We start from the raw sequence: 20,002 nt of genomic DNA, 5'->3' as shown, positions 1-20,002 counted from the left end.
CATTTGGAGGGTTACACATGGAAGACACAATTATAACGATAAAAGCAGAACATATAATTGAAAATGTAATCAATAAATCTCGTTTTATTGCACATATTAAACCAGTAGAATCAGAAGAAGATGCGAAAGCCTTTATTAATCAAGTGTCTACAAAACACCGTGAAGCAACACATAATTGTTTTGCATATACAATTGGCGATCAAATGAATATACAAAAAGCCAATGACAATGGTGAACCAAGCGGTACTGCTGGCGTACCAATGTTAGGTATTTTAAAAAAATTAGAAATACATAATGCTTGCGTGGTTGTTACACGTTATTTTGGTGGCATTAAACTAGGTGGCGGCGGCCTTATTCGCGCTTATAGTGGTGCCGTTAGAGACGTTATTTACGATATTGGTCGTGTAGAACTTAAACCCGCTATACCTACAACTGTAACCATTAATTATGATTTAACAGGGAAATTCGAATATGAACTTGAAAGCACGTCCTATTTATTACGTGACCAAAATTATACAGACAAAGTAAGTTATCAAATAGATGTTGTCGCGTCTGACTATGATGAATTTATTGCATTTTTAAATAGAACAACGTCTGGTAATTATGATTTAGAAGAAGGCGAAGTCATGAGGTTACCGTTTGATATACCAACAGATTAAATATAAATGATAGATATATGTCTTATTTTACAAGTACTTAAACAAACCGAATCGTACAAAAAAACCGACAAGTCAGTAACCTCTGACTTGTCGGTTTTATAGTTTCACAATTTCATTGCTATCACTGTTCATCTTTATTATGCTCTTTATTTTCTATTAATTTCAATAGAGGTCTGTAATCATCATCAATTAATCCTGTAAATTCTACAATCAATTCAATTGTAATGAATATGAGTATGAGCATCATGAATACACCCCAAGGTTGGGATAAGTATAATATAATACTAGAGAGACTAAACAGTATCGCAATTGAATATATCAATAACACGGTTTGTCGATGCGAATAGCCTAATTCTAAAAATTTATGATGCAAATGAGATTTATCGGCCTGCATAATATGTTGACCTTTCTTCACTCGACGTATCATAGCGAATAGTGTATCGATAAATGGTACTGCTAAAATAACGATTGGGAAGAATAAGGATACAAATGTAATGTTTTTAAACCCGAGTAATGATAGAAAGCCTACAATAAATCCAACTAATAGCGCGCCACTGTCACCTAAAAAGATTTTTGCTGGATGGAAATTGAAGAATAAAAATCCTAAAAGTGCACCTATCAATACACTACATATCATTATAATAAATATATTGGCTTGTAATATTGCTATAAAGCCAATTGTCATCAGTGCAATCATTGAAACGCCTGACGCTAGACCATCTAATCCATCGATTAAATTTATCGCATTCGTAATGGCAACAATCCAAATGACCGTTATTGGAATACCAAATATACCAAAATGTATCGTTGGACCAATAGGTAATGAAATAAAGTCAATTGTAACACCATAGTAAACAACGACTAACGCCGCAATTACTTGGCCAAGTAATTTCATAATTGGTTTTAAGTCATAGATATCATCTATCAAACCAACCAAATAGATTAATACAGATCCAATAACAAGCGGTTTGACCTCAGTTTCTATAGGATGTCCAAGCCAAATTCCAACTAAAAACGATAAGAGTATCACAGTTCCACCAAGTACTGAAATAGGTTTAGTATGTACCTTTCTAAAATTCGGTTGATCTACAATCCCTAATTTATGAGAAACTTTTATGACTATTGGTGTAAGTATTAAACTGACTATCATTGAAAAAATGATTAGTAATAATGTATACATCAGTTCACCTTCATTAATATGGTTCTTAATTATTTTAAATTTCAAAGTCTATGTTGAAAATATTTGTTTCATTAAATTGTGAATTCACTTCAAAAATGACTATTTTAATACTTCCTAATAAAAATATAGTCTCATTACACAATTGATATTTTTACATAACTTTATAATACCTTATACGCTTTTACTTATACAACTAGAAGTGCGATAATAAATGCGTTATATTTAGGGATATTATTTATTAAATCAATTTTAGTGAATTTTTAATTTTTCACTAAAAAATAATTTTAACATGAATATTAAGTGAATGTTAGAATTTTCTATTCACCCCATGATGACAAATTGTAAGTTTTCACTTACAATAACTAAGTGTTTATTTAAAGGAGTGTAAAGTAAAAATGTTTGAAGCTATTATCTATAATATTTCTGTTACCGTAGCTGGAATTTATTTATTCCATCGTCTACAATACTCAGAAAATAGAATTATGGTATTTTCAAAAGAATATGTCACTGTTTTAATGACGATAGTAGCGCTTTTACTATCTGCGTACCCTGTCCCAATATTCAATGAGTATACACTCTATTTATCCTTTGTACCTATCCTATTTTTAGGTAGATATACGAATATGTTTTACACTGTTCTATCCGCCTTTATTGTCGGCTTAGTCAATGTTCTGATTGGGGATTATACAATAATTACTGCTATGATATTTATCGTAATAGCAGGCATCATTGGTGCGATAGGTCCATTCTTAAAACAAAGTGATATCATTTCATTGCAAATACTAAATGTCATTGCATTAGTTATTTTTGCAATTTTATCATTAATCAGCCCATATTACGAGATTACAGAAGTCTTATTTTTAATTCCGATTTCATTTGTCTTAACAATAACTTCGTCTATTACCTTTGTTGATATTTGGCATTTCTTCTCATTAGTCAATCGATATGAGAACGAAGATAAAGTAGATTACTTAACTGGATTAGGTAATGTTAAAGAATTCGATAGACATTTAAATGAAACAGCTCGTTTATCTGAAGAAAATAACCAAAGTTTAGGTTTATTACTGATTGATATCGACGGTTTCAAAGATGTGAACGATATGTATTCACATAAATCGGGCGACGCTGTACTCAGACAAGTGGCTCAATTACTTAAAAACTATGTGCCACAACAGTTTAGTATTTATCGTAATGGCGGTGAAGAATTTTCTATTGTTTTGTATGATTATACTTTAGACCAATGTGTCAAATTAAGTGAGAGTATTCGTGGCGGTGTAGAACAATCTACATTCCATTTACCAAACAAAGAAGTCATTAAATTATCCGTATCTATTGGCGTTGGATACTTGACAACAGATGATTACAAATCACAACGAAAAGTGTTTAAAATTGCTGACGATATGTTGCATATGGCTAAAAACGAAGGCCGTAACCAAGTCATGTTTAACCCAATTGTTAAATTATAGGGAGTGGGACTTTACATTTTCAATGCAGCCACCTACTACCTAAATGAAAAAGAGTTTGAGACATCTATTTTTGTCCCAAACTCTTTTTTTCGTAAAAATAAATGTAACGTTTCTTTCACCTACCATGCCCTTCACACAGCGCGATTCATCCATATGTTTTACTTTTTCTAAATAAAGTTTCAATTAAAGCATTGAATAATTATAGTAATTAAAATGAGTTTGTTACAATATATAATGTTATATAAAACATTAATTACCGTAAGATACGCTATTGAAAGTTTTTATTCGACAATGTAAACTTTCAATTGTTCTATTAACAATTCAGGAGGTGCGAAGCTATGTCAGATTCAATTACCATCATTGATGAAGATAAAGTCATTGATGTCGTATTAATCGCAGGCAGAATTTTACTAGAAAGCGGTGCTGAAACGTATCGTGTTGAAGATACAATGACAAGAATCGCTGCAAGTTATGGTTTAGATGATACATATAGCTTTGTAACATCAACTGCAATCATTTTTTCGTTAAATAATCGTACAAATACACGACTCATTAGAATTCGTGAACGTACTACAGATTTAGAAAAAATTGCATTAACAAATAGTTTGTCTCGTAAAATATCTAGTAACAAGCTTGATATTGATCAAGCAAAATCTGAACTTATCCATTTACACCATGCTTCCTTGCAGTATTCATCAATTACCAATTTTGTTGCAGCAGCAATTGCCTGTGGCTTTTTCCTATTTATGTTTGGTGGCGTCATTAATGATTTTATATTTGCAATCATCGCTGGTGCTGGTGCCTTTTTAACTTTCAGCTATGTACAACGCTATATTCAAATTAAATTCTTTTCTGAATTTATCAGTGCAGCTGTTGTTATAGCTATCGCTGCTTTCTTCACTAAAATAGGTTGGGCACACAACCAAGATATCATAACCATTGCCGGTGTTATGCCCTTAGTACCCGGTATATTGATTACAAATGCAATTCGTGATCTAATGGCTGGTGAATTAATTGCAGGCATGTCACGTGGCGTTGAAGCTGCACTAACCTCATTTGCAATTGGTGCCGGTGTTGCTATCGTCTTATTAATCTTTTAGAAAAGGAGTGCTGATAATGTTCATTGTTTATTACTTTTTACAGTTTGTGATTAGCTTTTTCGCATCAATGTTATTTTCTATTCTTTTTAATGCACCTAGACGCCTCCTTTTAGCCTGTGGTTTTGTTGGTGCCATGGGATGGATTATTTATAAATTATCCTTTGATGCTGATTTAGGTAAAGTGTTAGCGTCATTTTTAGGTAGTTTTATTTTAGCAATTATGAGTCATGTCATGAGTAGACGTTATAAACGTCCTGTTATTATCTTTATCGTTCCAGGAATTATACCTCTTGTACCTGGTGGTTTAGCTTACGAAGCCACACGTTTTCTTGTAAGTAATCAGTATACGCATGCGGTGAATACCTTCCTTGAGGTCACGTTAATCTCTGGAGCTATTGCATTCGGTATCTTATGTGCTGAAATCATTTATTATATCTATACACGTGTTAAACAGCATTATGGTAAAATGAAAGGCAAAACATATAAAAAATCTTATAATATAAATAATAGAGCTTAAGGGGTGTTTTTAAATGAAACAAGACATAATTGATCGACTTACAAGATATGTAACAATCGACACACAATCCAATCCAGAATCTACAACGACGCCTTCAACTGAGAAACAATGGGATTTATTAAATTTATTAAATGACGAATTGACTGATTTGGGATTAGAAACTGATATTGACGAACAAGGTTACTTATTTGCTACTTTAGACAGTAATGTAGACATCGATTTACCTACTGTCGGATTTTTGGCACATATTGATACTTCACCTGACTTCAACGCGTCTCATGTAAATCCTCAAATTATTGACAACTATGATGGGACACCGATTCAATTAGGTAAGACGAACCGTACATTAAGCCAAGATGTATTCCCTGCTATGAAAAACGTTGAAGGTCATACATTAATGATTACAGATGGTACTTCTTTGTTAGGTGCTGACGATAAAGCCGGTGTAGTTGAAATTATGGAAGCTTTAAAATACTTAACTTCACATCCTGAAATTAAACACGGTAAAATTCGCGTAGCCTTTACGCCCGATGAAGAAATTGGAAGAGGTCCACATGAATTTGATGTAGAACGTTTTAATGCTGATTTCGCATACACGATGGATGGTAGTGAGTACGGAGAATTACAGTATGAAAGCTTTAATGCTGCAGAAGCGATCGTGACATGCCATGGCGTGAACGTTCATCCTGGATCAGCGAAAGATGCTATGATAAACGCTGTATTATTAGGTCAGCAATTTAATGCTTTATTACCACAAAATGAAGTTCCAGAAAGAACGGAAGGTTATGAAGGATTTTATCATTTAATGAAAATAAATGGCGATGTTGAAAAAACAACCTTACAATATATTATTCGTGATCATGATAGAAACGAATTTGAATTACGTAAAAAACGTCTCGTCGAAATAAAAAATGATATTAACTCACATTTCGAAGATGAACCTATTGAAGTAGAAATTAATGACCAATATTACAATATGGGTGAAAAAATCGAACCTAACCCACACGTGATTGATATACCTAAACGTGTTTTCGAAAAATTAGGCATTCCAGCAAATACCGCACCAATACGCGGTGGTACTGATGGTTCTCAACTTTCATATATGGGACTACCTACACCAAACATTTTCACAGGTTGTGACAATTTCCATGGACCATTCGAATACGCGTCTATTGATGTCATGGAAAAAGCAGTACAAGTTGTAGTCGGTATAGCTGAAGAAGTTGTAAATACTTACGATAAGTAATATTAAAAGTAGTTGTTTTTACTTTTAAACATGTAGCGCCTATGACACAAATACAAAAAATAGAGCTAATTCGATATGGATTAGCTCTATTTTTATTACTTTGAACATGGCCACATATCTAAAATATACATCCTGTCAGTATACGCCCCATTATGCAACTAATCTAAGTATTAGTTCCTGATTAAATTGCTATAAATGGTAGTTTATACGACTTAAAATAAGATATGCTTGTTTCACTTTACGTTTAATTTGTACTGAATTGTGTTTTCAGTAATTTAATTGCCTGAACTGTATAATGTCTAATTTGAATCCCCATTTTAAAATCAGTAAAACTTTCAGGCATTTCAATAAATGTATTAAACATTGATGTAACACCCATTGATTCAAATAAATCAAATTTATCTGGTGTTGCACAAATTGCAATCGATGGTTTGTCATATTTCGTAGCTAACTCTGCAAGGCGAACAGTTGTAGTTTCTAATATTTGGTCTTCTTCATTGACACCTTCTCCAAAAATAATTAAATCCGCCTGTTTAATCAATGAATCTAAATGTGTTATTTGGTCAACTAATGCATGACTTGTCATAATTTCTGCATCAAAAAGCGCTTTTAGCACTGCAGCAATACCGCCTCCTGCACCACCTCTTTGAATCGGTCCAAGCGCGAGTTTGAGTTCGCTTTTAAATATTTCACTTAAATACCAAATTAAATTATCAATTTCTGCTGCATTTTCTCTACTTAAACCATAAGTTTCATAGGTTTGCATAATCTCACTATGTTTACCATATAATTTACTATCAAAATCTGACATTACTTGAAAACGAACATCTTTTAATTTTGAGTTTAATGCAGAAGTATCTATTTTTCGAATGTACTTCAACATACGACTACCTTCACGCATATCAACTTCTTGAGCTTCATCATCATAAAATTTAGCACCTAAGGCCTGTAACATGCCTGCACCACCATCAAAACTTGCGATACCGCCTAATGATATAACAATATGGTCTGCATCATTTTCAAGTGCATCAGCAATGATTTCACCCATACCAAAACTCGTGCGCTCATTTATCGGTTTTTGACCACTTAAAAATAAATTACCTTCAATCACAGTCATACCACTATCTGTAATACCGTAAATGGCTTCTACTTCATTCATATCAGCATCATGTGTAGGCACTCTATATTTGGTTCCTGATTGCCATAAAAAGACAGAATCCATTAATTCATGGCGTCCGTTAAACAATGGCACTTGAACGATATCTGCTTTCTCAATTTGGCTTGCTACCGCTTCTTCCACATAGCGGTTTGCTTGATAACTCGAAATAATTCCATTAAATTCATCCATCGCCACTAAAACTTTCATATTGTCACCTCAAGTATTTTATCAATTCATTTTTGTATTTTTGTATAATGAAACATAAACTATTATAAAGTCATTTTCAACCAGATTGAACCACAAAAATTTGTGGTCTTGGTTAATGAAGTAGGCAACAGATAAATATGTTGGCCATCGTCTGCGAAGTCTATTTATAGCATGTGTTCGCTATCCCAACCTCACTACCTGTATCTATAAGTAGCCACATATAGTCATTCCCAATAAAGTAGTAGTCTATATTTCATATTCAACTATTTATTATACATGTCAGATGAACATTTTTCACATTATAAGAAACGCTTGCTAATCACTTTCATTTAGAGAAGCGGTTAACAAGCGTTTTTTTGCATATTCTGTTATGTTTTACTCTTCAGCGTTAGCTAAAGTCGTAACGTTAATATCACTGTGACTCGCATTCCAAATCGCCTGTCCCTTAACAAAATAAAATGCTTGTGGCGATTCATGTTTTACATTTGTTTTTTCTTCTATATAATTCGATAAGTCTCTTTCTTGTTGCACAATTAAATAATAACCATCCATATCACGTTCATATAAGAATTTATTAAATTGATCCATTGCATTTGCTGAAATTGGGCACGTTTCACTGTGCTTCAATACAAATACATAATTATTTTCTTTTATAATTTGCTCAAACTGGTCAATCGAACTCAGCTTTATAGCCATTCTATTCACCTCTAAAAATATTTAACACACCCAAATTGTTTCAAAAAGTGTGAAATCTCCACGATATACTCATATCATTGTTTCCAATTATACACAATACTCTTTTTGTTGTTAACCGTTTATTTAAATTTTTATAACAATACAAATTTCTTTGTTAATTATAGTCTTCTTTTATATTGTTATATTGTTTATCAAATACGGCATCATATTTTTCTAAATCTTCACTTTCTTTAGGTAAAGTTTTATGATCTATTTTTGATAACTCATCACTAATATCAATCGTTTCTACACGTGTTTCATAATAATTTTGCAAGCTGTAATACATTTCAATCGCATTTTTACGCGCACTATTTACATAGTTATTCGTAATTTCAGATTTGTTTAAATCTTTAATTTGTTTATTAATTAAAGGCATGATGTCTTTTTCAATCGATTGCTTAACTTTAGCTGAATCTGTTGAATCCAACTCTTTTTCTGCTGTATGTCTCAGTTCTTTGTTGTTTTCTTCTAATTTATGTTTGAAATTATTAACATCTGTGCGTGCGCCTGCATCATTTGCGTCTTGCATGTGCGCTTCAACTTGAGATCTACTTTTCTCAAATAACTTCGTATATTCTAAAATATCTTCATTTGCTTTAATTGCTTGATTGCATAAATCAACAAATACTTTCAAATCGTTAATAGCTGCTTTCTTATCTTTGACTGACTTTAAGTAGGTAGATTTTAAGTTTTTCGTTTCTTCAGATTCTGCCGGTAATTTTTTAGCTGCTGTCTCATATTCCTCTAACTTAGGGATTAATTTGCGATTAATGTTATTTTGCAAGTCATTAAATGCTTTTTTATCCTTATCAGTCGTATCTGTTTTACTTAAATCATCTAATTGCTTCAATGAAATGTCATCCATGACATGATTAAGTTCTTTTTCCTTATTTTTCACATCATTCAGTGAGCTATCAAAATCTTTGAATTCGTTAGCACCTTCATTACCGCATGCACCAAGGGTTATCACAAAGCCAAACAACAAAACAATGCAAAGTAATTTTTTCATTTCTGCACTCCTTATCATTCAGTATTATACAGAAACTTATTTAACTTGAAAATAATATGTGATATATTATTTCAGAATTTACAGTTTAACAGTTATATCACAATAAAGAAAGGAGTGAACAACCTATATGAATTCAAACATCCAAGCATTTATTTCTGAGGACAAAGATAATTATTTTGCAGAGCAATATCAAAATTTGAAAAAAATGCTTTTTAACCTGCTCGACACACCTGTTAAAACTACACTTCATATCGGTGGAACATCACATTTCAATTACGTTACTGAACCCATTTTAGATATATTAGTAGGCGTAGATAATTTACATGATATCACCGCTTTGGATGAAAAACGTTTGAATTATGAAGGTTTTTATCGTTTACACCATTCATATAAGAAAAAAGTAATTATGGCACAATTTAATAATTTAATAGATTTAAAACAAATAGCACGTTTACATATTATTCAAAAAGATTCTAACCTATACAAAGCGTATATTCAAACGCATCATCAATTGTCTCATGATCAACACACCGCTACACGATTTGGTTCTAAGAAATTGATGTTAGCTAATGAAGTTCAATCTATACGTGCATATGAAAACAGGAAACAACAATTATTTGATTCATTCTCTCACACAGTAAATTAACTTAAATATGGATTATGAAATATAGCCTCACATCAATATTAAACACACGATGATCATTGTATTAATAATTTAACAAAATTAATTACCATAGTATTTAGCAAAGACTCCAAATCATTGGTATAATGAATAAATGAATTCAACAGGAAAGGATGTTCTATAGTTGCATAAGGATGACATCTTAAAAGAATTAAAAGCAATTGTCCCAGAAGAAATTATTAAAATTGATGAACCTCTAAAAAAATATACATACACTCAAACAGGGGGTAAAGCCGATTATTATCTTTCCCCAACCCACAACGAACATGTGCAAGCCATTGTGCATTATGCTTACACACATGATATACCTGTGACGTATTTAGGTAATGGGTCTAATATTATTATTCGTGAAGGTGGTATTCGCGGTATTGTGATTAGTTTACTTTCACTTGATTACATTGATGTGTCCGACGATGCTATCATTTCAGGTAGTGGCGCTGCAATCATCGATGTTTCACGTGCTGCAAGAGACCATGGCTTAACTGGTCTTGAATTCGCATGCGGCATACCCGGTTCCATCGGTGGCGCTGTATTTATGAATGCTGGTGCTTATGGCGGTGAAGTAAAAGACTGTATTGATTATGCACTTTGCGTTAATAACAAAGGTGAATTAATCACGTTAACCAATAAAGAACTTGAGTTGGACTATCGTAATAGTATTGTTCAGAAAGAACATCTCGTTGTATTAGAAGCTGCCTTTACCTTAGCACCTGGCGATCAACAAGAAATACAAGCTTCTATGGATGATTTAACAGAAAGAAGAGAATCAAAACAACCACTAGAGTATCCTTCATGTGGTAGTGTATTCCAACGTCCGCCTGGTCATTTCGCTGGTAAGTTGATTCAAGATGCTCATTTGCAAGGTCATCGCATTGGTGGCGTTGAAGTTTCAACAAAACATGCTGGCTTTATGGTTAACGTAGATAAAGGAACGGCAACAGATTATGAAGATTTAATTCATTACGTTCAAAAAATAGTACAAGAAAAATTTGATGTTGAGCTGCACCCTGAAGTTAGAATTATTGGAGAACACCCACTCAATGAACAATAGGAGAAATCACTATGGTAAAAGTATATGGATCCACTGTAGATAATGAGTCACGCTGTACACATTATCAAACACCTTTAGATATTATTGCCATTAAGTTTAAATGTTGTAATAAATACTATCCTTGTTATAAATGCCACAATGAACATGAATCACATAAGATTCAGCGATGGCAAGCAAATGAATTTCACGAAAAAGCTATTTTATGTGGTGTCTGTAATCATGAAATGACAATTAATGACTACATGATGATAGAAGCTTGTCCAAAATGCGATGCCCATTTTAATAATCGCTGTAAGTATCATTATCATTTATACTTTGAAATTTAATAAAGAAACGATATAAAACTTAATTTTGTCATATTAAAAAGCGTAGATGTCATGGTGTGCATCTACGCTTTTTGTTATTTCTTTATTTGTTTGTATCTCATATTCCCAGTGAACTATTGGTCAATTTTATCACTAACATATTGTACAAATGTAGCAACGTCACCTTTTTGAATATTTTTCATAGGCATAGGCCCAATGTTAAAAGTGAAATTAATTTTTTCTCCATCATATTCAATTTTTTCAACTTCATTATATGCAATACTTCTATAATAAAATTCACCGTTCATATCAACATTTAAAATGATTCTCTCATTTGTAGCTATAAAAGCACCCTCAAATTCAGTCGAACCTTGTACTGAATACTCTATTGTGCCTAGAACAGTTGGTCCTTTTTTCTCAGTTGGAAATAAATCATTTGGATTTACATTATCTAATATCATGTACTTTGTCCCCCTACTATTTCTTTAAAACGCTCTATCTAGCATTTATATATTTACTCGAAAGTATGATGATAAAAATATTATAACATTAGTATGATAGTGATGAATAATTTAACGTTTTAACTTATTTTCTTTTCAACAAAAAAGCGCCTAGAATAAATTCCAGACGCTTTTTTCAATCAATATCCCCACATTTTAATGCTTTTTTATTTTTCCATCGCTTTTTCAACTTCATCGATTTGTTTTATCGCTGTTGTTGTTGATCCACTAGCAAAATACCAAAGTTTTGGATCTAATTCATACACTTTATTGTCTTTGATTGCTTTAACATCTTTAATAACGTCATTACCTAATGCTTTTTTAGCTGTAGCGTTATCACTTACTGCTTGACCACGGTCCATTGCGAAAATAATACTTGGATCTTTCTCAGCAATATATTCATTTGTAACGTTTTGACCATGTTGGCTATCTTTAATGTTATCATCTGCAGGAGTGAAGCCCATTGTATCGAAAATCATCGAACCGAAACGTTCACCAGAACCAAATGTTGATAATTCACCTTCATTAACTAATAAGAATAATGCTTTATCATTTTTTAGATCTTTTGTTTTTTCTTTCATACTAGCAATTTTATCATCTAATTCTTTATTTAATGATTTAGCTTTATCTTCTTTATCATAAATTTTCCCTAGATTTTCTGCATTTTTCTTCAATGAATTCAATTCATCTTTATCGTCTGCACCAACATAAACAACTTTTGCATCAGGTGCTGCTTTTTTAAATTCATCTAGGTTTTTTTGATTTGCTGTACGTCCAGATATGTATATTACGTCTGGTTTAGCTTCTGCAATTTTATCGAAATTAACTTCTTTAAGACTACCAGTATTTAAATACTTATCATCTTTGAAATCACTTAAGAAATCAGGTAATGACTTGTTACCTTCACCTTTAGGAAGCGCTTTAACTTTATCTTGAAGACCAAGTTCTTTCATTGTATCTAATGCACCATAATCTAAAACAACTGCCTTTTCAGGATTTTTAGGCACTTCAACTGTTTCTTTAACAGTCTTGGCATCACTACCATCACGCTTTTCACCATTTGCTTTATAATTATTTTCAATTTTTACAGTTTCATTTGAATCTTTACTCTTCGAATCAGTGTCTGAAGATTTTTTATCTTCTGATCCGCCATTACTACATGCTACTAATAAAAACATTAACCCAACTACTAATAATAATCCTAACTTTTTCATGTGCTTAACTCCTCCTGAATTTTTAATATGTACTACCTTCTATGTCCCTAAAAGTTTAACAACGTTACGGTTGCATCACTCCCTTCAAAGTCCACGCATCATCTTACATCGACTGTGCAAATGATAATTCCGGCACTTCGGTCACTTCATCGTAATAAATACAAATACGTTGTCCACGAATCTCTTCAATTTTGACATCCATATCATATAATTCTTTTAAAATATCTGTTTGGATGACTTCATTTTTCGTACTTGCCTTAACAAGTTGGCCATCTTTCAAAGCAATAATATCGTCTGAATAGCAAGAGGCAAAATTAATATCATGAATAACGACTACAATCGTCTTATCCAACTCTTTGGCTAATCTTCTCAAAGTTTGCATAATTTGAACTGAATGTTTCATATCCATATTATTTAACGGTTCATCAAGTAAAATATAATCCGTATCTTGAGCAATAGTCATTGCTACATAAGCACGTTGACGCTGTCCACCAGAAAGTGTTTTTAAATAACGACCTCTAATTTCAGTAAGATGTAATAACTCGAGTGCATACTCAACTTGATCTCTATCTTCTTGCTTCAAACGCCCCTTGGAATGAGGAAAACGTCCAAATTTAACCAACTCTTCAACCGTTATATTCAATTCTGTATGATTAGATTGTTTTAAAATTGATAGTTTTTTAGCCAAGTCATTACTTTTATAATCTGTAATCGCTTTGCCCTCTATATCGATGGTACCTTCTTCAAAGTCAATTAATCGTGTAATAGCAGACAATAGCGTACTTTTACCTGCACCGTTAGGCCCTATCATCGATGTAAGTCGTCCCTTGCGTATCTCTACATCAATATCTTGCAAAATCACTTTATCTTGTATCGTTTTATTAAGCCCTTGTACTCGTATCAATTCGCATGTCTCCTTTTAATTAATAAATAAATGAAGTAACTGCCACCTACTAAATCAATGATGATACTAACTTGCGTTGTTGCTTGAAAGAAATTCTCTACAATTGCTTGCGCTAAAAACAAACTTATCCAACTTATACAAATGGTTGCCGGTAAAATATATTTGTGTTGATACGTTTTCATTAATTCATGAGCCAAGTTTACTGTCAGTAACCCTAAAAATGTAATTGGTCCTACTAATGCCGTTGAAATAGACACCAAAATTGCAACTAGAATTAATAAAATACGTGTTAATGTCTGATAAGAAATCCCTAAATTGATAGCTTGATCTCGACCTAGTAGCAACACGTCTAAATAAGGTATTGCGTATACAGTAATCATAATTAAAATGATAAGTATCACACCACATAAAGTGACCAATTTCGTATTTGACGCATCAAAATTAGCAAACATTGCGCTTTGTACAGCTAAAAAATCTTCTGGATTGATAATTAATTCTAAAAAGCCTGTGATACTTCTAAAGAATGTGCCTAAAATAATACCAACAAGTAATATTAAATAGACTGAAACATTTCCGATTCTAAAAATGCCTTGAAATAATAATAATGAAAAACCAATCATGACTATGAGTGATATAAGGAAGCTAATGTATAGATTTGTAACAAATACGGATTGTACTCCGAATACAAAAACAATCAATACTTTTACAAACATATATACAGCGTCCAACCCCATAATAGATGGTGTTAAAAGTCTGTTCGTGGTAATCGCTTGGAAAATAACGACAGACGCAGCAATGGCACCACCTACTAAAATCATGAGGATCAATTTACGCAAACGACTTGTAAATTGATATTGGAATATTTCGAAATCAATACCTATAATGAGATACAATCCCGCGATAACCACAGTAATTGCTATTAACGTAAATAATTTAGACTTAGCACTAATTTGCATAATTATGTCGTCCTTTCATTAACAAGATTATGAAAATAACAGTGCCAAAGACCCCAATCGTTAAACCGATATTAATTTCATATGGATATACAATGATTCTGCCAAAAATATCAGAAAACATTACAAATATAGCACCTAGCATCGCTGTATGCGGCAATGCATTTTTCAGATGGTCTCCCCTAAAAATTGAGACAATATTAGGAACAATAAGCCCTAAGAATGGTAACGTGCCTACAGTTACAACAACCAGTGCTGTAATCGTAGCCGTGATAAACAATCCTATATTAATTATTTTTTCATAATTGACTCCTAAGTTATTACTAAAATCTTTCCCCATACCAGCAATAGTAAAATGATTGGCGAATATATATGTAAGTATTAATAAAGGAATGCTTAAGTATAAAATCTCATATCTACCGCTTGTAATAATGGCGAAGTTACCATTTAACCAATTTCCTATACTTTGTACTGTATTGGTTCTCAACGCGATAAATGTTGCAAAACTTGATACGATACCACCTAACATGATGCCTAATAGTGGTATGAAAATGACGTCTGTAAAACGAATATATTGTACTAATTTAACGAAAAGGAAAGTACCTGCAATACTTAAAACTACTGCAAAAATTAACTTTATAATGATATTCTCCTGTGGAAAGAAAATCATTGATAATAAAATACCTAGTTTCGCCCATTCCATCGTTCCAGCAGTAGTAGGACTGACAAATTTATTCTGCATCATTTGTTGCATAATTAAACCAGCTAGCGCTAACGTACTACCCGATATGATGATACTAACCGTTCTCGGAATTCTACTTGAAACAATAATATTCATCTGTGATTCTGTAAGATGGAAAATGTCTGTAATTGATACCTTGCTTACGCCTATAAATAAAGAAAGGATTGTAAGTACCAGTAATATAATAGCTAAGACAATACCATTTAATAAAAATTTCATAAATGACCTACCTCTAACCCTTCCACTATAAAATGCGATGCTCAAACTATATTGGTTATGATAATCATTATCAATACCTATAATAAAATTTTACCATTTTTAATGGTAAATTCAATAGCCTTGAGCAATTTAAACAAAAGTATTTAAATACAATCTATATATGTATAGCGTTATATTTAATATCAAACCTTGAAAAACACACTTTTTTATTTTAATTGTTCATTTTTATGTAATTTTATTCTAATGGACTTTATATAATGTATATCTCTATTTAAATATCATGCCTGTTTATTTTATCCATAAGTAAAAAAACCGAGACATAATGTCTCGGCTTTTCACTTATTATATACGGTTGACTAATGCTTGCTTAAAATTGTACTTTCATCATGACATTTTTATAATTAATAGTGCTTCTACTCGTCAAAAACGAAGTCTTCATCTTTTAATGCTTCTACATTTAACGCTAATGTATAACCATCACCTTTAACTGAAAAGAAGTCATGGTTTTTAGTCGTTGTATCTAAAGCATTTTCAATAATTGGATTGAATTCACGTTCTTCAAAGTACGGATCAAATCCTAAATTAGATAATGCTTTGTTACCATTGTATCTCACATAGTTTAATACATCTTCAGCTAAACCAATATCATCATAAAGTGAATGCGTATAAGCTACCTCATTTTTATATAAATCATCTAATAATTTATACATTTCTTGATCTGCTTGCAGCTTTTCACTTTCTGAAAGTTCATTACGTAAAGATTGAGCATCCATACCAGTAAATACACCATGAATAGATTCATCTAATAAGATTTTACGAATGATTTCTCCAGAAGTCGTCATTTTACCTTGCCCAGCAAGATAAAGCGGATAATAGAAACCTGAATAGAATAAAAATGTTTCTAAGAACACACTTGATACTCGTGCGATATATTGATCATAAATTGAAGCTTCTTTACCCCATAATTTATGATAATTATTGATAATTTTATCTGATTTGTATTTTAAATGTGGTTCTTCAATAACCCATTTATCTAATAAATAGTTTGTTTCACTGGAAGGTAGTAACGTTGTAAAGATATGTGAATAACTTTTAGCATGGATTTGTTCCATCATTGCCATAAATGAATAAACGGCTTTTTTTCTTAAATCCGTAGTATGTAACATAATCAATGGCATGCCATCGTCAGCTTGATGTGTATCTAATCCTGTTAAACCAGCTAATGCTTTTTTAAAAGCCTCTTTTTCAGGATCTGTTAATGTTTTCCAGCTTGCAATATCTTTAGATACTTTAAATTCAGTTTCTACCCACATCTGTGAAATATTTTGTCGCCAAAACATATTCGTCATGTCTTCTTGCGTATTCCAATTGACTGCTTTCATTTAGTTATCGTCCCCTATCCAGTAAATATTTAATTAAGCAGTGATATGCAGCCTAATCTAACCATTGGATAAGGCTGCCTCATAACACCGCTGTTCACTTTGCACGTTTACATTTCATTTATTAAATTGAACAACTTGTACACTCTTCTACACTTAATAATTTATTACGTGTATAGTATAAAGATTTTAGACCTTTATGATGCGCATATACATATAATCTTGATAATTCACGCGTAGAAATTTCAGAATTAACATAAAGAATTGTAGAGATACCCTGGTCAATATGCGTTTGAATCGTTGAGATTAAATCAATTAATTTCATTTGATCCGTATTAAATGCTGACTTGTAATACCACATTGTTTCTGGTGATAGGAATGGCATTGGATAGAATGTTTCCGCATTACCATACGTACGACGTTCGATTTGATCAACGATTGGCATTACAGAACTCGTAGCATTTTGGACATATGAAATACTTTGTGTCGGTGCAATCGCTAAGCGATATGCATGGAAAAGACCGTTTGTTTCCACTTGCTCTTGCAGTGCTTTCCAATCTTCTGGTGTCGGAATTTCTAAACCATCAAATAATTTGCGTACTTTTTCATATTTAGGTTCAAATGTTTGTGAAGTGTAAAATTCAAAATACTTACCATTAGCATAGTCTGATTGTTCAAAATCTTTGTATACTTCTTGTCTTTCTTTAGCGATTTCCATAGAGCGTTCTATAGAATAATAATTCAACATCATAAAGAAAATATTGGCAAAGTCTTTAGCTTCTTCTGATTCATAACCAATTTTATTTTTAGCTAGATAACCGTGTAAATTCATTACACCTAAACCTACAGAATGTAACTCTCTATTGGCTTTCCTAACGCCTGGCGCATTTTGAATATCTGCTTCATCACTCACTACTGTCAATGCATCCATACCTGTATGAACTGAATCTTTAAACTTGCCTGATTCCATAACATTAACGATGTTTAAAGAACCAAGGTTACATGAAATGTCACGTTTAATTTCATCTTCTGTACCGTAATCGTTAATGATAGACGTTTCTTGTAATTGGAAAATTTCAGTACATAAATTACTCATTTTAATTTGGCCAATGTCTGAGTTAGCATGTACCTTATTTGCATTATCTTTGAACATTAAATAAGGATAACCAGATTGCAATTGTGTTTGTGCAATCGTATTTAACATTTCACGTGCATCTTTTTTCTTTTTATCAATATTAGGATTTGCAACAAGTTCATCATAGTATTCATCTAAATTAATGTCATCTAACGTTACACCGTATTCTTTATAAATGGTATGCGGTGCAAACATATGGAAATCTTTTCCTTCTTTTGCTAAATCAAAGAATTTAGATGGCACAATTAAACCAGTTGAAATCGTTGATAAACGTAAATCTTCATCGGCGTTCACTTTTTTCGTATCTAAAAACTCTTCCACATCATAATGAAAAATATTTAAATAAACAGCACCTGCACCAGGTCTTTGACCTAATTGATCTGCATAACTAAAGCCGCCTTCAAGAGATTTTGCAACAGGTAGCACACCTTTCGCTACACCTTTAATTCCTTTGATTGCTTCTCCACGCGCACGTAGTTTAGAAAGATTAATGGCTACGCCGCCCCCAATTTTACTTAATTGCTTTGCAGTTGAATCAATAAAATTAATAGAGTTTAAACTATCATCCGCTTCTAGTAAGAAACAAGATACTAATTCTCCACGACGTGCACGGCCAGCATTTAAGAATGTTGGTGTCGCTGGTTGATATCGTTGTTCCACCATTGCTGAAATAAATTGTTTGGCAGTCGCTTTATGGCCATTAGCTAAATAAAGTGCAACAATCGCTACGTGTTGCTTATAATCTTCTAGATATTGACTTTTATCGTTTGTTTTAAGTGCGTAATCTTTAAAGAATTTACTTGCTGACATGTAACTTGCAAATTTAAACGGAATACTTTTAGCATAATCTGTAATTTCTTGTAGATCAGCTTCTGAATATTTTGCAAACAAATCAAAATAAAAGTCATTGTCAACGAGATAGCGCAAACGCTCAATTTCAGTGTCGAAATAAATTGTTTTATCCTGAATTTCTTCTAAATAAACTTCAAGCGCCTCTTGATCTTTTTCTAAATTAAAAAAGCCATTATCTTTACGTTTCGTTACTTCGTTATTTAACTCAATATGATTGTATTTCTTCTCGTCCATAATCTTCATTGAACTGTCCCACCTTATCTTTAAATTCGCTAATATCATTTTGTGTACCTTGAACTTCAAATTTCATTAGTAAAGGAACTTGATATTTTTCCGCGATAAATCGTCCAGCTTTCGCAAAGTTTTGTCCCCAATTGCGGTTTCCACTAGCTGCAACGCCTCTTAGTAAATCATGATTTATATCTAAAAATGACTGAACTGGTTGTGGTACTTCTCCAAAACCTATCGTTCCAGTGACCAAGATGAATGGTTCTTCAATCTTCTCAGTACAATTATTTTGAGTAATTTCCATAGTGTTAGTAATTTCTGCTTTTTTAATAAATCTACGTACATTACCAGAGAATGAAAAATAAACAACCTTCATTGGATCACCTTCTTTCTAATACTAGTATGTTATTAAGTTCACTTTGACGTTATTAAATAGTACTTTCATCGTATTTATATTTTAAATGTATTATAAGTAACCGTAGCGCACATATTGGGTAACCACAATATATAGTGATTTCTTTTAACTATATGTGATTATGTAAAAACTCAATAATTAAGCA

Annotated in this window: 20 protein-coding genes; 8 read left to right on the top strand and 12 right to left on the bottom strand. The window is 32.3% G+C overall.

Annotated features, from left to right (window positions below; all coding sequences use genetic code 11):
• The first annotated feature begins 17 nt into the window (after nt 1-17).
• The gene (locus ACM595_RS12425) at nt 18-659 is read left to right on the top strand and encodes a YigZ family protein (RefSeq protein ID WP_041079705.1); all 642 of its coding nucleotides are present in this window, start codon (nt 18-20) and stop codon (nt 657-659) included.
• A 121-nt stretch (nt 660-780) separates the two neighbouring features.
• Here ACM595_RS12425 and ACM595_RS12420 read toward each other — a convergent pair whose 3' ends face one another.
• The gene (locus ACM595_RS12420) at nt 781-1,839 is read right to left on the bottom strand and encodes a glycosyltransferase family 4 protein (RefSeq protein WP_002483912.1); all 1,059 of its coding nucleotides are present in this window, start codon (nt 1,837-1,839) and stop codon (nt 781-783) included.
• A 395-nt stretch (nt 1,840-2,234) separates the two neighbouring features.
• On the opposite strand from ACM595_RS12420, the gene gdpS reads away from it, so the two are divergent.
• The 4 genes from gdpS (at nt 2,235) to pepT (ending at nt 6,168) form a co-directional block, all read left to right on the top strand.
• Entirely contained in the window at nt 2,235-3,305 is a 1,071-nt protein-coding gene (gdpS, locus tag ACM595_RS12415) for a GGDEF domain-containing protein GdpS (protein WP_011303636.1), read from the top strand.
• Nucleotides 3,306-3,643: 338 nt separating this feature from the next.
• Nucleotides 3,644-4,405: a threonine/serine exporter family protein gene (locus ACM595_RS12410; RefSeq protein ID WP_011303637.1), complete on the top strand. Its 762-nt coding sequence runs from the start codon at nt 3,644-3,646 to the stop codon at nt 4,403-4,405.
• 16 nt (nt 4,406-4,421) lie between these two features.
• Nucleotides 4,422-4,922: a threonine/serine exporter family protein gene (locus tag ACM595_RS12405; RefSeq protein ID WP_100217405.1), complete on the top strand. Its 501-nt coding sequence runs from the start codon at nt 4,422-4,424 to the stop codon at nt 4,920-4,922.
• Nucleotides 4,923-4,935: 13 nt separating this feature from the next.
• Nucleotides 4,936-6,168, top strand: a complete 1,233-nt coding sequence (gene pepT / locus ACM595_RS12400) for a peptidase T (protein WP_011303639.1) — start codon at nt 4,936-4,938, stop codon at nt 6,166-6,168.
• Nucleotides 6,169-6,412: 244 nt separating this feature from the next.
• On the opposite strand, the gene ACM595_RS12395 is transcribed toward pepT, so the two are convergent.
• The 3 genes from ACM595_RS12395 to ACM595_RS12385 all read right to left on the bottom strand — a co-directional run bounded on the left by ACM595_RS12395 (nt 6,413) and on the right by ACM595_RS12385 (nt 9,278).
• A complete protein-coding gene (locus ACM595_RS12395; protein WP_002483917.1) occupies nt 6,413-7,534 on the bottom strand; it encodes a glycerate kinase in 1,122 nt (373 codons plus the stop codon).
• Between the two features lie 375 nt (nt 7,535-7,909).
• Complete coding sequence (ytxJ, locus tag ACM595_RS12390; RefSeq protein WP_011303640.1) at nt 7,910-8,230, bottom strand: bacillithiol system redox-active protein YtxJ; 321 nt, start codon at nt 8,228-8,230, stop codon at nt 7,910-7,912.
• Nucleotides 8,231-8,384: 154 nt separating this feature from the next.
• Nucleotides 8,385-9,278 carry an EMYY motif lipoprotein gene (locus ACM595_RS12385; protein ID WP_037538962.1) on the bottom strand — a complete coding sequence of 298 codons (894 nt, stop codon included), beginning with the start codon at nt 9,276-9,278 and terminating at the stop codon, nt 8,385-8,387.
• A 127-nt stretch (nt 9,279-9,405) separates the two neighbouring features.
• Here ACM595_RS12385 and ACM595_RS12380 point away from each other — a divergent pair, with 127 nt between their 5' ends.
• The 3 genes from ACM595_RS12380 (at nt 9,406) to ACM595_RS12370 (ending at nt 11,337) form a co-directional block, all read left to right on the top strand.
• Nucleotides 9,406-9,924, top strand: coding sequence for a GrpB family protein (locus ACM595_RS12380; protein WP_002483920.1), 519 nt, complete (start codon nt 9,406-9,408; stop codon nt 9,922-9,924).
• A 160-nt stretch (nt 9,925-10,084) separates the two neighbouring features.
• Nucleotides 10,085-11,011: a UDP-N-acetylmuramate dehydrogenase gene (murB, locus tag ACM595_RS12375; RefSeq protein WP_002483921.1), complete on the top strand. Its 927-nt coding sequence runs from the start codon at nt 10,085-10,087 to the stop codon at nt 11,009-11,011.
• Nucleotides 11,012-11,022: 11 nt separating this feature from the next.
• A complete protein-coding gene (locus ACM595_RS12370; protein WP_011303643.1) occupies nt 11,023-11,337 on the top strand; it encodes a CHY zinc finger protein in 315 nt (104 codons plus the stop codon).
• Nucleotides 11,338-11,450: 113 nt separating this feature from the next.
• Here the strand turns inward: ACM595_RS12370 and ACM595_RS12365 are convergent, their stop codons facing one another.
• The 8 genes from ACM595_RS12365 to nrdI form a co-directional block, all read right to left on the bottom strand.
• Complete coding sequence (locus ACM595_RS12365) at nt 11,451-11,777, bottom strand: PH domain-containing protein (protein WP_002483922.1); 327 nt, start codon at nt 11,775-11,777, stop codon at nt 11,451-11,453.
• Between the two features lie 206 nt (nt 11,778-11,983).
• Nucleotides 11,984-13,030 carry a ferrated catecholamine ABC transporter substrate-binding lipoprotein SstD gene (locus tag ACM595_RS12360; protein WP_041079713.1) on the bottom strand — a complete coding sequence of 349 codons (1,047 nt, stop codon included), beginning with the start codon at nt 13,028-13,030 and terminating at the stop codon, nt 11,984-11,986.
• A 103-nt stretch (nt 13,031-13,133) separates the two neighbouring features.
• A complete protein-coding gene (locus ACM595_RS12355) occupies nt 13,134-13,934 on the bottom strand; it encodes an ABC transporter ATP-binding protein (RefSeq protein WP_069821753.1) in 801 nt (266 codons plus the stop codon).
• Complete coding sequence (locus tag ACM595_RS12350; protein ID WP_002483925.1) at nt 13,931-14,890, bottom strand: iron chelate uptake ABC transporter family permease subunit; 960 nt, start codon at nt 14,888-14,890, stop codon at nt 13,931-13,933. Before ACM595_RS12350 ends, ACM595_RS12355 begins: the two co-directional genes overlap by 4 nt.
• Nucleotides 14,880-15,848 (bottom strand): ABC transporter permease, encoded by a 969-nt coding sequence (locus tag ACM595_RS12345; protein ID WP_037538964.1) that lies wholly within the window; start codon nt 15,846-15,848, stop codon nt 14,880-14,882. The genes ACM595_RS12350 and ACM595_RS12345 overlap by 11 nt, the downstream gene beginning before the upstream one ends.
• Nucleotides 15,849-16,261: 413 nt before the next feature.
• Nucleotides 16,262-17,230: a class 1b ribonucleoside-diphosphate reductase subunit beta gene (gene nrdF / locus ACM595_RS12340; RefSeq protein ID WP_002483928.1), complete on the bottom strand. Its 969-nt coding sequence runs from the start codon at nt 17,228-17,230 to the stop codon at nt 16,262-16,264.
• Between the two features lie 121 nt (nt 17,231-17,351).
• Nucleotides 17,352-19,457, bottom strand: coding sequence for a class 1b ribonucleoside-diphosphate reductase subunit alpha (nrdE, locus tag ACM595_RS12335; RefSeq protein WP_037538966.1), 2,106 nt, complete (start codon nt 19,455-19,457; stop codon nt 17,352-17,354).
• The gene (nrdI, locus tag ACM595_RS12330; protein ID WP_069821751.1) at nt 19,420-19,818 is read right to left on the bottom strand and encodes a class Ib ribonucleoside-diphosphate reductase assembly flavoprotein NrdI; all 399 of its coding nucleotides are present in this window, start codon (nt 19,816-19,818) and stop codon (nt 19,420-19,422) included. The genes nrdE and nrdI overlap by 38 nt, the downstream gene beginning before the upstream one ends.
• Nucleotides 19,819-20,002 lie beyond the last annotated feature (184 nt).

The organism is Staphylococcus sp. LKG3-1 (assembly GCF_048568385.1).
Taxonomy (GTDB): domain Bacteria; phylum Bacillota; class Bacilli; order Staphylococcales; family Staphylococcaceae; genus Staphylococcus; species Staphylococcus saprophyticus.
Note: the sequence above shows the minus strand (reverse complement) of the source record. Positions and strands in the feature narration are given on the sequence as shown.